At 65.9% G+C, this 13,567-nt stretch carries 10 protein-coding genes; 6 read left to right on the top strand and 4 right to left on the bottom strand.

Translation table 11 applies throughout. The features are described from left to right. Positions 1-71: 71 nt before the first annotated feature. Entirely contained in the window at positions 72-1,484 is a 1,413-nt protein-coding gene (locus ABEA18_RS00480; protein WP_345446782.1) for an aminotransferase-like domain-containing protein, read from the bottom strand. Here ABEA18_RS00480 and ABEA18_RS00475 point away from each other — a divergent pair. Both ABEA18_RS00475 and ABEA18_RS00470 read left to right on the top strand, forming a co-directional pair. Next, positions 1,483-2,424: a DMT family transporter gene (locus ABEA18_RS00475; protein WP_345446779.1), complete on the top strand. Its 942-nt coding sequence runs from the start codon at positions 1,483-1,485 to the stop codon at positions 2,422-2,424. The genes ABEA18_RS00480 and ABEA18_RS00475 overlap by 2 nt on opposite strands. A gap of 46 nt (positions 2,425-2,470) precedes the next feature. After that, the gene (locus ABEA18_RS00470; RefSeq protein ID WP_345446775.1) at positions 2,471-3,097 is read left to right on the top strand and encodes an FMN-binding negative transcriptional regulator; all 627 of its coding nucleotides are present in this window, start codon (positions 2,471-2,473) and stop codon (positions 3,095-3,097) included. An 84-nt stretch (positions 3,098-3,181) separates the two neighbouring features. On the opposite strand, the gene ABEA18_RS00465 is transcribed toward ABEA18_RS00470, so the two are convergent. Beyond that, positions 3,182-3,403 (bottom strand): DUF7455 domain-containing protein, encoded by a 222-nt coding sequence (locus tag ABEA18_RS00465; RefSeq protein ID WP_078105523.1) that lies wholly within the window; start codon positions 3,401-3,403, stop codon positions 3,182-3,184. A gap of 222 nt (positions 3,404-3,625) precedes the next feature. Here ABEA18_RS00465 and ABEA18_RS00460 point away from each other — a divergent pair, with 222 nt between their 5' ends. After that, the gene (locus tag ABEA18_RS00460) at positions 3,626-5,734 is read left to right on the top strand and encodes a DNA gyrase/topoisomerase IV subunit B (protein WP_345446768.1); all 2,109 of its coding nucleotides are present in this window, start codon (positions 3,626-3,628) and stop codon (positions 5,732-5,734) included. Between the two features lie 25 nt (positions 5,735-5,759). On the opposite strand, the gene ABEA18_RS00455 is transcribed toward ABEA18_RS00460, so the two are convergent. Both ABEA18_RS00455 and ABEA18_RS00450 read right to left on the bottom strand, forming a co-directional pair. Continuing rightward, a complete protein-coding gene (locus tag ABEA18_RS00455; protein WP_345446765.1) occupies positions 5,760-6,752 on the bottom strand; it encodes a M56 family metallopeptidase in 993 nt (330 codons plus the stop codon). 6 nt (positions 6,753-6,758) lie between these two features. After that, positions 6,759-7,145: a BlaI/MecI/CopY family transcriptional regulator gene (locus ABEA18_RS00450; protein WP_078105520.1), complete on the bottom strand. Its 387-nt coding sequence runs from the start codon at positions 7,143-7,145 to the stop codon at positions 6,759-6,761. 273 nt (positions 7,146-7,418) lie between these two features. Between ABEA18_RS00450 and ABEA18_RS00445 the strand changes: the two genes are divergently transcribed. Genes ABEA18_RS00445 through cydD form a run of 3 tightly spaced genes read left to right on the top strand, consistent with a single transcriptional unit; the run spans position 7,419 to position 13,564 of the window. Beyond that, complete coding sequence (locus ABEA18_RS00445) at positions 7,419-9,032, top strand: cytochrome ubiquinol oxidase subunit I (protein WP_345446762.1); 1,614 nt, start codon at positions 7,419-7,421, stop codon at positions 9,030-9,032. A gap of 20 nt (positions 9,033-9,052) precedes the next feature. Beyond that, the gene (gene cydB, locus ABEA18_RS00440) at positions 9,053-10,150 is read left to right on the top strand and encodes a cytochrome d ubiquinol oxidase subunit II (protein WP_345446759.1); all 1,098 of its coding nucleotides are present in this window, start codon (positions 9,053-9,055) and stop codon (positions 10,148-10,150) included. 3 nt (positions 10,151-10,153) lie between these two features. Further along, on the top strand, positions 10,154-13,564 hold the full coding sequence (gene cydD / locus ABEA18_RS00435) for a thiol reductant ABC exporter subunit CydD (RefSeq protein WP_345446756.1): 3,411 nt from the start codon (positions 10,154-10,156) through the stop codon (positions 13,562-13,564). Positions 13,565-13,567 lie beyond the last annotated feature (3 nt).

The raw sequence follows: 13,567 nt of genomic DNA, 5'->3' as shown, positions 1-13,567 counted from the left end.
ACACCCTGCCTTAACCGGCACAGCCCGTCAAGAAGTGGACGCCCGGATTCCCGGGGGTCCATTTCTTGCATCTAGGGGCTGTTCCGTTCGAGTGCCCGGCCAATGATGCGGGTGCCTTCCGGGAAAGCGGAGGGGTTGGGTCCTGCGTAGTTGAGCCGGATGAACGGTCCCGCCGGTTCGGCCGGGAACCATTCCGTACCGACCGCGATCATCACCCCAGCACTCTCGCAGTCGCGGGTCAACTTTTCGAGGTCCGTCCCGTCGGGCAGGCGCGCCCAAAGGTTCAGTCCTCCCTTGGGGATGAGGCTGAGATGGGCCTGGGGGGCGTGCTCGCGCAGGCTTGAGACCAGCAGGTCGCGGCGTGACTGGAGCTGATGGCGGAGGCTTCGCAGATGCGTCTGCCAGGCCGGCTGGGTGACGACATCGAGGGCCGCAGCCTGCAGCAATCCGCTGACGTACATCGACTCGGCCGCGCGGTCCGCGAGGATGCGTTCCCGGGCGGGGCCGCGCGCGATGACGGCGGCGACGCGGATGGCGGGTGAAACGCTCTTCGTAAGGGAGCGTAAGTAAACCACGTGGCCGGAGTCGTCACGTGCGGCGAGGGGTACCGGCGTCGACGTGATGCCGAAATCGTGCGCCCAGTCGTCCTCGACGAGGAACGCGCCATACTCCCGGACGACGTCCAGGACTTCTTCGCCCCGCCGGGTGGACCATTGCGCTCCAGTGGGGTTGGCGTAGTTCGGTTGGGCGTAGAACAGCCGCGCGCCCGTCTCCTCAAAGGCCCTGGCAAGTTCCTCAGGGTCCGGCCCGTCGGCTCCGCTGGGGACCGGGACGATGCGGACTCCGGCTTGCGTCGCGGCCAGGATGGCTCCCCAGTAGCTCGGAGATTCCATGAGCAGCGGCTGCCCGTGGCCGACCAATGCAGTGAAGATCGAGCTGAGGCCGCCTTGGCTTCCGGGCAGCACGATGACGTCGCTCGGTGTTGGCGGGGTGAGCCCTGCCGGGGTCGCGGTGCCGAGTTCGTGCGCGAACCAGGACTGCAACTCGGGAAGGCCGGCCGCCGGAGGCCGGGACAAGGCAGCGTCGCCGCGTGCCACACGGGCGAGAGCGGCCCGCACGAGCCGTTCCGGCAGGAGTTCCCGGTCCGGGTATCCGGAGTGGAAGGCGATAGTGGCGTTCGAGGTGTCGCGCATCGTAGTGGAGGCGGAACGGGGAGGCGTCTGCGGTGCACGCAGTGCTGCGGTTTGCCAGCCGTAATCCGAGGGGCGTGCTGTCCGGGCGGCCCGCACGAAGGTACCGACGCCGGGCCGGCTCTCGATCAAGCCCTGCGACGTGAGTGCTTGCAAGGCTTTCTGCACCGTCACGGGGCTGGCCTGGTACTCGGCAACGAGTGACCGGGTGGATGGCAGCCGGGACCCCGGCGCAGCCCCGGCGATCCATTCGCGCAGTCGCGCCGCAATCCTGGAACTGCTATCGTTGTTCATGAGAGACAATAGTAGCGCTACTACAATTATCCGGCCAGCGATACCGTCCCGTCCCGCAACAGGCCTGGGGTGGGGCCTCCTCGGAGTAGCGGCGTTCTCGTTCACTGTTCCCTTCACCCGGGTGGCGGTTGGTGGGCTGTCGCCCCTGTTCATCGGCTCCGGCCGTGCCGTCGTCGCGGCGATACTCGCGGCATTCGCCCTCACCCTCACCAGGCAGCGGCTGCCTCGAGTCAGGCAATGGGCGCGCTTGGCCGTGGTCGCCGCCGGGATTGTTGTCGGTTTCCCCTTGCTCACCTCGTTCGCGCTCACGACGGCTCCGGCCAACCACGGTGCCGTCGTCATCGCCCTGCTGCCGGCAGCAACGGCAACCGCCGCAGTGCTCCGCGGACGCGAACATCCGCCTGTCGCCTTCTGGCTGGTCACAATCGTAGGCGCCGCAGCGGCCATCGCATTCGCATTCGCGCAGTCCGGTGGGTTCGAGCAATTGGACTGGGCGGATGTGCTGCTCCTCGGAGCTGTCATTGCTGCGGCAATCGGCTACGCGGAAGGCGGCCTGCTCGCCCGCGAACTCGGCGCATGGCAGACCGTATCGTGGGCGCTCGTCCTGGCTTTGCCGTTGATGGCCGGCCTGTCAGCGCTCTCCATGGCCCAGCAGCCGCCGTCGGCCTCACCGGTCCAGTGGGCAGCTTTTGCCTACCTCGGAGTCATCAGCATGTTCTTCGGCTTCTTCGCCTGGTACCGGGGTCTCGCCTTTGGACCCATGGCCAAAGTCAGCCAGGTACAACTCATCCAGCCCGTACTGAGCATTTGCTGGGCAGGGCTGTTGCTGGGCGAATCCCTGGGCTGGACCACGATTGTCGGTGGGCTGGCCGTCATCGTTTGCGCCGGCGTCGCCGTCCGGGTCCGGCTCAATCCGCCGCGCCCGGAACAGAATCCCTGAAGACCGACACAACAGATCGCCCGTCCCCGATAGGAAGAATAGAACCATGTACATCCCAGCGCATTTCGCGGCCGGTCCCGACGTCATCCGCGACCTCCTGACACGGCCAAGCGCCGCGAATCTGGTCACCATGACGTCGCAGGGCCTCCTCGCGACTTTCCTGCCGCTCATCTACGATCCCTCGGCCGGTGAACACGGCGCGCTCCAGGGACACCTCGCCCGAACCAATTCCCAATGGTCCGAGCCCGCCATCGGAGAATCACTAGTGATCGTCCAGGGCGCGGACGCGTACATCTCGCCCTCCTGGTACGCATCGAAAGCAGAGCATGGGCGCGTCGTCCCTACGTGGAACTACTCCACCGCGCACGTTTACGGCAAGCTTGCCGTCCATGAGGATCCCGCGTGGCTTGGGAACCACGTCAGGCAGCTGACCAACCTCAACGAAGCCGATTCCGAGCGGCCGTGGTCCGTGGACGACGCTCCGGAGCGCTACGTCTCCGGCCAGTTGCGTGCGATCGTTGGCATCGAGCTGGTCATCACCCGTATCGAGGCGAAGGCCAAACTGAGCCAGAACCGGCCCGACAAGGACATCGACGGGGTGGTGGCCGGGCTTGATGCCCAAGGGCACAGTGAGATTGCTGCCGACGTCGCCCGGGCCAGGCTGGGAAGTTAACGCAACGGCCCCCTCCGTTCGGAGGGGGCCGTTGTCTCTGTGAAATTATGTCAGCCGGGCGGCCGCTGGGGCCGGCCATATAGGCTAGTCGGCGAGGACGGGTTCCTTCTCCTGAAGGCGACCGGTCTCGTCATGCCAGTCCGAAGTCATCGGCCGCAGCGTGGCCTCTACTGCACGTGCGTGGTGGCCGCAGAAGAGCAGCTCACCGCCGGAGGACTCGAGTACAACGCGGACATATGCCTGGGCCCCGCAACGGTCGCACCGGTCGAGTGCATTGAGTGTGCGGTCTGCAACTGCTGTTGTCATGTTCGGCCTCCTTAGTAGTTCTGTGTATCCATATAACCAGCATTCGAAGCAAAACCATGGCAAGGATGGGTCACGTTCGCTGTCCGCGTATCACATGTGCGTAACACCGGGAAGTGGCGTCCAGCACGATTGGGAGTGGCAGCTCTCGTCCGGGCTCCGGGCCAGCTAGCCTAGGAGGAGTGTTTTTTGCCTCTGTTACACCCCCGAAGGAGCGCCCCGCCCGTGGCACCGAGTTCTGAATACAACGCCCGGCACCTTTCAGTTTTGGAAGGCCTGGAGGCGGTCCGCAAACGTCCGGGCATGTACATCGGCTCCACCGACTCGCGCGGGCTCATGCACTGCCTGTGGGAGATCATCGACAACTCCGTGGACGAAGCCCTGGCGGGCTTCGGGCATGACATCCAGATCATCCTGCACGCGGACAATTCCGTGGAAATCCACGACGACGGCCGCGGCATCCCGGTGGACCTCGAACCCAAGACGGGGCTCACCGGCGTCGAAGTCGTCTTCACCAAACTTCACGCAGGCGGAAAGTTCGGTGGCGGCTCCTACACGGCGTCCGGCGGCTTGCACGGCGTTGGCGCGTCCGTAGTGAACGCGCTCTCTGCCCGCCTTGACGTACAGGTGGACCGCGGCGGCAAGACGTACCAGATGTCCTTCCGCCGGGGCGAGCCCGGCCGATTCAAGGACATCGGCTCGAAGCCCAGCCCGACGTCGGTCTTCGAACCGTTCGTCGAGAACTCGGTGCTCGACGTCGTCGGCAAGGCCAAGCGGGGTGTGACCGGTACACGCATCCGCTACTGGGCAGACCGGCAGATCTTCACTCCGGACGCGAAGTTCTCCCTCGAGGATCTTGCGGCGCGCGCCCGCCAAACGTCATTCCTGGTTCCGGGCCTCAAGCTCACGGTGCGCGATGAGCGACGGCTCCCCGGTACCCCCGGCGAAAACGGGCCGCACCAAGAGGTTTTCCATCACGACGGCGGCATTTCCGAATTCGTCGACTTCCTCGCCGCGGATTCGGGCGTCACTGATATTTGGCGGCTCCACGGTGCGGGCAAGTTCAAGGAAACCGTTCCGGTCCTTGACGAAAACGGGCACAGCAAAATCGCGGAAGTGGAGCGGGACTGTGAAGTGGACATCGCGCTGCGCTGGGGAATCGGCTACGAAACCACCATGCGGAGCTTCGTCAACATCATCGCCACGCCCAAGGGCGGCACGCACCAGGCAGGCTTCGAGCAGGCGCTCCTGAAGACCTTCCGCAAGGCCGTCGAAACGAACGCGCGCAAGCTCAAAGCGGGCAACGACAAGGTTGAGAAGGACGACATCCTTGCCGGCCTCACGGCAGTGCTGACGGTCCGCTTGGCAGAGCCGCAATTTGAGGGCCAGACCAAGGAAATCCTGGGCACTTCGGCTGTCAGGGCAATTGTTGCCAAGGTGGTCGAGGACGAGATCACCGCGCGCCTGAACTCGGCGAACCGCAACGACAAGGCCCAGTCCGCCCTGCTGCTCGAGAAGATCGTCAGCGAAATGAAGTCCCGCATCTCGGCCCGCGTCCACAAGGAAACGCAGCGCAGGAAGAATGCGCTGGAAACGTCGTCGATGCCCACCAAGCTGGCAGATTGCCGCACGGACGACGTCGGACGTTCCGAACTGTTCATCGTGGAAGGTGACTCCGCCCTTGGCACCGCCAAGCTGGCGCGGTCCTCGGACTTCCAAGCGCTGTTGCCGATCCGTGGCAAGATCCTCAATGTGCAGAAGGCATCGGTGGGGGACATGCTCTCCAACGCGGAGTGCGCAGCCCTCATCCAGGTAGTGGGTGCCGGTTCGGGCCGGAGCTTCGACATCGACGCCGCCCGGTACGGCAAGGTGATCCTGATGACCGATGCAGACGTCGACGGCGCGCACATCCGTACGCTGCTGCTCACGTTGTTCTTCCGATACATGCGTCCGATGATCGACGAGGGCCGGGTATACGCGGCAGTACCGCCGCTGCACCGGGTGGAAGTCATCAACGCGGGCCAGAAGGCCAACGAGATGATCTACACCTACTCCGAGGCCGAACTGCACGTCCTGCTGGCCAGGCTCGCCAAGGAAGGCAAGCGCTACAAGGAACCGATCCAGCGCTACAAGGGCCTCGGTGAAATGGACGCAGAGCAGCTCGCCGAGACCACCATGGATCCGCGCCACCGAACCCTCCGCAAGGTGGGCATCGAGAACGCGAAGATGGCGGAAGACACGTTTGACCTGCTGATGGGATCGGACGTCGCCCCGCGCAAGGACTTCATTATCGCCGGCGCTGCGGACCTGGACCGGGAACGCATCGACGCCTGATCCGGCGGGCCCTATCCAACGCCGCTCAGCCCAGCAAACCCGGCACGATCAGCAGGCCTGTCGGCACCGCGAGCAACATGGCCGACGCCGCAAGCACCAAAGTGCGCTGGGCTGCCGGAAGCGGCGGCTTGGGTGAGAGCAGCCGGCTGACGCGCGACGCCGTCGTACGCGGTGAATCGGCGCCGCCGGTGCCGCTCAGCGAGCCGCCTTCGGGGGAAGCGTCCTGCCCGCCTGTTCCGGGAGGCGCGAATTGCTCCACGGGACCGGCGGAGCCACTCGCCACGATCGCAATCGCCTTAATGAGCGTCCCCTTGCTCTCGGTGCGCAGGGCCACGTCGTCGGCGAGCATTTCGATCAGGGAGTTGACCGCAACCTGGGCGAGTCGCGTCGTGGGGAACCAGGGCAGCGCCTGGCGCCACGCCGCGAAGGCCCACAAAAGAAGGTCGTGGCGCTGGGAGAGATGGGCATTTTCGTGGATGAGGACCGCCCTCAGCTCGGCAGGCTCCAGGGCGGCCATGAGGCCGTCGGACAGGACAGTCACTGACCTTGCGCCGCCGGGCAAGCAGTATGCAACGGGGGAGTCGTGGTTGATGACCACGGTGCCAGGGCCGTCCTCGGACGGTGAGGCCAGAAGTGCGAGGAGTTCGCGGTGCCTGCGCCGCTGCCGTTCGATCTTGACGTAGGTGAGCAGCAGGGTGAACACGAGATGTGCGCTCAGCAGCGCCGCGGCGGACAAAGCGAACAAGTGCCAGAAGCCCAGTGCTGTGGTGGGCTCGTTGTGAAGCACCATGCCGGCCAAGGAGCGCACGCCTGCAATGAGGTTGTCGCCGATGGGCTCAAGCCCGTAGACGAACATGGCCCCGATCATGGAGAGGCCACCGGCGAGTGCGATGGCTTGCCAGAGGACCATGGCCATGAAGGGCGCGCGTGAAGGCCACTCGGCGCGCGAAAGGAGGACAGGAACCGGCCAGGCCAGCACCAAAGCAAGGACCGCCAGAAAATATGAGGTCCAGAACATGGGTGGTTAGTTTTTGCCGAGCAGCTTGCGCAGCGTGGCGGCTTCACTCTCGCTCACGGAACCGATGAACCGCGCCAGCACGGCTTCGCGGTCCGGGGCGGAACCCAAGGCCTCATGCATGAGGTCCGCCGTGTGGTCCGCGCGGCTCGAAACAGCCTGGTAGCGGTGCGGGCGGGTGCCGCGTTCGCGCTCCACGAGGCCCTTCTTCTCGAGGCGGGACAAGACCGTCAGCACTGTGGTGACTGCGAGGTCTTTGCCCTGGTGTCCTGCAATACCGTCCGTGGCTGCGGAATCCTGCGCCAGCAGATCACGAAGTTTGTTGGCTGTCGCAGCCTCCTGGCCCGCCCAAAGGAGATCCATGACCGCCCGTTCCAGTTCGCCAAGACTTGCCATCAACGCATCCCTACTTTCCGCACTTCCCTGTCCGCCGAATGGGCCTGGGGAAGTGCGATCATCCAACATTCCATCCCCAATCTACCGCTTTTTGAGCGGCGATTCTACGTGAGGTAGAACATGCGGCGCGGCGTGTCCTTGCGGCACTGTGACGCCACTGGAAGAGTGGTGAGCACATCGCAGGGGAGTGTTCTACACTGTGTAGAAGAATTGGTTTCTACGCAACGTAGAAAATGGACGCCGCAAGCGGGCGTCGGGACAATAAGGACAGCCATGGACGCCTTGGAAATCGCACGCTGGCAATTTGGAATCACCACGGTCTACCACTTCATGATGGTGCCGCTGACCATCGGGCTGGGGCTTGTGGTGGCCGTCATCCAGACCCTTTGGTACCGCACGGGCAAGGTTGAATACCTGCGGATGACCAAGTTCTGGGGCAAGCTCTTCCTCATCAACTTCATCATGGGTGTAGCCACGGGCATCGTGCAGGAATTCCAATTCGGCATGGCCTGGAGCGAATACAGCCGATTCGTCGGCGACGTGTTCGGTGCGCCCCTGGCCCTGGAAGCGCTCCTGGCCTTCTTCGTGGAATCGACCTTCCTGGGACTCTGGATCTTCGGCTGGAAGCAACTCAAGCGCGGCATCCACCTCGCTTGCCTCTGGATCGCCGTGATCGGCTCGGTCTTCTCGGCCTACTTCATCATCGTGGCCAACTCCTGGATGCAGCACCCCGTCGGCGTCACGATGGTCAACGGGCGTCCCGTCATGACCGACGCCTGGGCAGTCTTCACCAACAACACCGCCATGGTGGCCGTGCCCCACACGCTCTTCGGCGCGCTGGCCGTCGCCGGTGCTTTCCTTCTGGGCATCGCCTGGTACCACCTCTGGCGCCGCCGCCACGATGGCATTGACACCATCGGAGCCGACGGCCGGGCCATCGCGGGCGAAGCCGACATCCCCGGCCGGGACAAGGCCGACTACAAGGTTTGGATCACCTCCCTTCGGATCGGCGCCGTCGTCGCCATGATCTCCTTCGCAGGCACTGCGTTCACGGGTGATTTGCAAGGCAAGCTGATGTTCGAACAACAGCCCATGAAGATGGCCGCGGCCGAGGCCGCCTGCCACGACGGCACCGGCTTCTCGGTGCTGAGCATCGGCAACGTCGGTTCCAAGAACTGCAACGACATCGTGGCGGTGATCGAGGTCCCCGGTATCCTCTCCTTCTTGGCCAAGGGCGATTTCAACACGGAAGTGAAGGGCGTCAACAGCCTCCTCGACGAGTACAAGGCCAAGTACGGCACGCACCTGCCGAACAATCCCCTGTACGGCGATCGGGCGGGCCAGGAAGTCCAGTACGTACCGGTCATGGAAGTGACCTACTGGGGCTTCCGCATGATGATCGGCTTCGGCGGGATCGCTGCCTTTGCCGCATTGCTGGCCTTGTGGGTCACGCGCAAGGGCATGGTCCCGCAATCCCGCTGGATCATGCGCCTGGCGGTCTTCGGCATCCTCGCTCCCTTCGGCGCCAACGCCGCCGGCTGGATCTTCACCGAAATGGGCCGGCAGCCGTTCGTCGTCGCGCCCAATCCGGACGCCAGCGGCGTCGACCAGGTGTTCATGTTCACGGCCGCGGCCGTCTCACCAGGTGTCTCCGCCGCCGAGCTCATCACCTCGCTCGTCGTGTTGGCGTCCATCTACGCCGTCCTGCTAGTCGTGGAAATCCGGCTGCTGGTCAAATACGCCCGTGGCGGAGTGGTGTCCGCGATGCCGGAGCTCGCAGAAGCCCGCCACGGCGAAAAGAAACAAAAGAAGGACGACGACGGCGGGACGCCGGGCGCCCCGGGCCAGCCCGGTGACAGCGACGACGTCCTGGCATTCGCCTACTAGGAAGCAAAGGGATCTTTCGAATGGAACTGTTGCCTACCGTTTGGTTCGTGGCCATCGCCGTGCTGTGGACGGGTTACCTCTTCCTGGAGGGCTTCGACCTCGGCGTCGGAATGCTCATGAAGCTCTTCGCCCGGAACAACACCGACCGCCGGGTACTGCTGAACACCGTCGGCCCGGTGTGGGACGGGAACGAAGTGTGGCTGCTGACCGCGGCCGGTGCCACCTTCGCCGCCTTCCCGCTGTGGTACGCCTCGCTGTTTTCGGCGCTCTACCTGCCGCTGCTCATTGTCCTGGTGGCCCTGATCTTCCGGGCTGTGGCCTTCGAGTACCGGGGCAAAGTGGACAGCGCCCGCTGGAGGACCGTCTGGGACTGGGCCATTGCCTTGGGCTCGTTCACGGCCGCGTTCGGCATCGGCGCCGCGCTGGCGCTGACCACCACAGGGCTGCCGATTGACTCGAATGGCGACCGCCAGGGCGGGCCCTTTGCCTGGTTCAGCGGATACGCCGTGCTGGGCGGATTCGCCGTGGTCGCGTTCGCCCTGGTGCACGCCCTCGCGTTCCTGGCCCTGAAGACCGACGGGGAAGTGCGCCACCGCGCGCGCCGCTGGTTTGTGCGGCTCGCCCCGCTCGCATTGCTGCCGCTGCTGGCATGGATGGTGTCCCTGCAGCTGCTCAGCGGCAAGCCGTTGACGTGGATCCTGGTGATCCTAGGAGTCCTGGCTGCGGCGGGAGCCTGGGTCCTCGCCCGCAAGGGAGCTGAGGGCAAGGCCTTCGGAGCCCTGGGTGCGTCCCTCGTGTGCGCCACCGCTTCCATCTTCGGTGCGGCGTTCCCCGTGGTCATTCCGTCCACCTTGAACCCCGCCTTCAACCTCACCATTTCCAACGCATCGTCGTCCGCGTACACCTTGGGGCTGATGAGTATCGTGGCTGCCGTCGGGTTGCCCTTGGTCATCGCCTACCAGGCGTGGACCTACTGGGTGTTCCGCCGCCGCGTGAGCGCAGCACATATTCCCGCCGCACATGGTTTCCTGCCGGCCATCGCGGCAAAGGTCCTGGTCGGCCTGCCGGCACCTGGCGGATCAGCTGCCAAACACACACCCCACGACGCCGGCGAGTAACGGATGAAGCCCCAGCTACCCGCAGGACCCGCCACCCGATCCGCCTTGTACTTCCTTGGCCTGCTGTCCGCACTCAAGGCTTTGTCCCTGGTCCTGATTGCACAGGCCATCGCGGGGATGTTGTCCGGACTTGCTGCGGGCAACATGGGGTGGCGCGAAGGAGTCCTCTGGGGTGCCGCCGGAGCGGTCCTGCGGTCCCTGACGGTCTGGGGCCAGGGAGTCGCGGCGCGCCGCGCGGCCCTCGGGGTCAAGGAGGAGCTGCGGTCCAGGCTGCTGGGGCGCGCCCTCGGCGCCGGAGCTGCGGGACGGGTCGGCGAAGTGAACGACGGCGGGCTCGCAGTGCTCGCGACACGCGGACTTGACGCACTGGACAACTACTACACCCAGTTCCTGCCCGCCTTGGTCAATTGCGCCGCGTTGCCCCTGCTCCTCGGCGCGCGGATCCTCTTCGCGGACTGGGTCAGTGCCGTGGTTGTGGTGCTGACCTTGCCGCTGGTCCCGTTGTTCATGGTGCTGATCGGCCGCCACACCGAGGACCGGGTCCACGAAGCCCAATCCACGCTGCGGAGGCTCTCGGGGCACATCCTGGAGCTGGCCAAGGGACTTCCCGTGCTAGTGGGACTGGGCCGCGCCGGTGAACAGCGTGCAGCCCTTGAGGACCTCTCCGAGGAATACCGCTCGCGCACGATGGGAACACTGCGGACTGCCTTCTTGTCGGCCCTCGCCCTGGAGCTGATAGCCACCATCTCCGTCGCCGTGGTCGCTGTCTTCATCGGCGTGCGACTCGTGGCGGGCGACATGGGCCTGGAAGCCGGCCTGCTGGCCCTCATCCTCGCCCCCGATTGCTATCTTCCCCTGCGCGAGCTAGGTACGGCCCACCACGCCAGCGACGACGGGCGTGAGGCTTTGGCCGCCGCCAACGCCGTGCTGGAGTCGCCGTCGGGCCGTCCGCTGAATGGATCTTCCAGCACCGAAGTTTCCGGCGGCGTCGCGGTCACCGGACTGACGGTGACGTACGCGGGAAGGGTGGCTGCCGCCGTCGGGCCTATCGACTTCAAGGCACCAGCCGGACAGATCACCGCCCTTGACGGCCGCAGCGGTTCGGGCAAGAGCACCATTCTGGGTGTCCTGGCCGGGACGATCGGCGACGGGCTGCTGGCAACCATTAAAGGATCGGTTACCGGACTGGATGCCGGCGCGGTGGCATGGGTACCGCAGCATCCCGTCATGGTCGCCGGTACGGTGCTGGACGAGGTCGTCCTCTACCTGAACGGTGGGAACCAGGACGTTGCGTCCATGGATCCCGGGACCACGCCGGACGCGGACATCGCGAGGGCCATGCGTTGCCTGGAGCAGTCTGCCGCGGAGCACCTTGCGTCCAAACATCCTGCCGAGTTGAGCCCTGGAGAGCTGCGGCGTGTGGCTGTGGCGCGCGGCCTGGCGCGGCTCAACGCGGGAGCCACGGTCCTGCTGCTTGACGAACCCACCGCCCACCTCGACGTCGCGTCCGCGGACGCGATCCGTTCGGCCATCGCGGAGCTGCGTGGTGCGGCGACTGTCATCCTGGTAGCCCACGACGCCGCGGCCCGGAAACTGGCGGACAACGTCGTGAAGGTCGACGGCGGGAAGGCCGACGACGGGGAGGTCACCGGCGGAACAGCGCAGGAGCATGCCGGTCCCGTGGGCCTGGAATCCAGTGAATCAGCGCAGGCTCCGGTCCGGCGGGATACGAATCCCGGAACCACACCGGACGGAGCCCCCACCGCCATCTCCACGCTGAAGGCGCTCGCGCGCATCCTGGCCCCCGTCCGTTACAAGTTCGCCGGTGCCGTGCTGCTCGCGGCGCTCGCCGCCTTGTTCGCCGTGGCGTTGTCCGGGCTGTCCGGCTGGCTCATCATCCGGGCCAGCGAACAACCACCCATCCTGTACTTGCTCGGAGCGATCGTGGGCGTCCGGTTCTTCGGGATTGGCCGGGCGGTGCTGAGGTACTCCGAACGGCTGGTCGTCCACGACACGGTCTTTGCCGCCATGACGAGGCTCCGGGGCGCGCTCTGGGCGACTCTCAGCGCCCGGGCCCTGTCCTTGCGGCGGCTCCTGCAAGGCGGCAATGTCCTCGGTGCGGTGGTGGACGACGTCGATACGCTGCGGGACGCTCTGCCGCGCGTCGTTCTTCCCCCGCTGTCAGCACTCGCCGTCGCGGTGTCCGCAGTGGTCGCCTCGGCGCTGCTGGTTCCCGCCACCGTACCGGCGGTTGTCGGCAGCGCCGTGGTTGGGCTGGTCCTGGCTCCGGTCCTTGCCCTCGTAGCGGACCGCAACGCGGCACGCGCCGAGCAGCAACTGCGCTCGCTTGTGCTGCACGACGTTGCCGCGGCCCTCGACGCGCGCGCGGAGCTCAGCGCCAACGGCGTCGCCGGAGCAGTCCTGTCGTCCGTGACCCGGAAGGACAACGCAGCCACGGCGGCCGCACAGCGTTCCGCGTGGGCTGACGGAATCGGCCAAGGGTTGACCGTGCTTGCCTGCACACTGGGAGCCCTGGGGGCTGGGATTTTGGCAGCACCTTCAGTGCAGGCCGGAACTGTCGCTCCAGCTGTGCTGGCCGTCGTCGTCCTTGTCCAGCTCGCCCTCGCGGAGCCCTACGGGGCGCTGGTGTCCGCCGTGCGGCAGGGTCCGGCATTGGCCGCAGTGTTGCGGCGGATCGTGCAGTCCGGCGCCTTCGATACGCCGGAATCCGACTGCGGTGTGCTGACGTTGCCGGAGCGACCCGGCGGCTCTGCGGGACTACAGCTGGATCACCTCGAAGCGTCATGGCCAGGCGGCCCGTCCGTGTTCAGCGGGCTCAGCGCCGAAGCGGTCCCCGGACGCTGGCTCGCGGTCACCGGGCCCTCCGGCTCGGGGAAATCCACGCTGCTCTCCGTGCTGCTGGGCTTCCTGCCCGCATCATCCGGGAGGGCCTACGTCAGTGGGAGGGCTGCTTGGTGTCCCCAAGAGGCCCATCTTTTCGACTCCACGGTTCGCGGCAATTTGCTGCTCGCCCGCCCGGCAAGCCGCAAGCCTTCCGAAGCGGACATGTACAACGCCCTGGGCGCCGTCGGGCTTTCCCGCGTGGTGTCCGGGCTTCCCGGTGGTCTCGATAGCCGCATTGGCCCCTCGGGTTCGTTCCTGAGCGGCGGCGAACGCCAACGGCTCGCTATGGCCCGCACGCTCCTCACCGGCGCAGCTGTCCTGCTCCTGGACGAGCCGACCGCCCATCTCGACGCCGAGTCCGGACGCCTCATGATGGCGGAGCTGCGATTCGGGCTGAAGGACGTCACGGTGGTCCTGGTGACCCACAACCCGGCCGACATCGCCGGGGGAGATTCCCGGCTGGATCTCGGATCGCCGTCGGCGCTCCCGGAGCTGGTGCGAGGGAACTAGCCC

Origin of the sequence: Arthrobacter gyeryongensis (assembly GCF_039543785.1) — a bacterium.
In the GTDB taxonomy this organism is placed as follows: Bacteria; Actinomycetota; Actinomycetes; order Actinomycetales; family Micrococcaceae; genus Arthrobacter; species Arthrobacter gyeryongensis.
The sequence above is the reverse complement of the archived record's forward strand: the minus strand, read 5'-3'. Positions and strand labels throughout refer to the sequence as shown.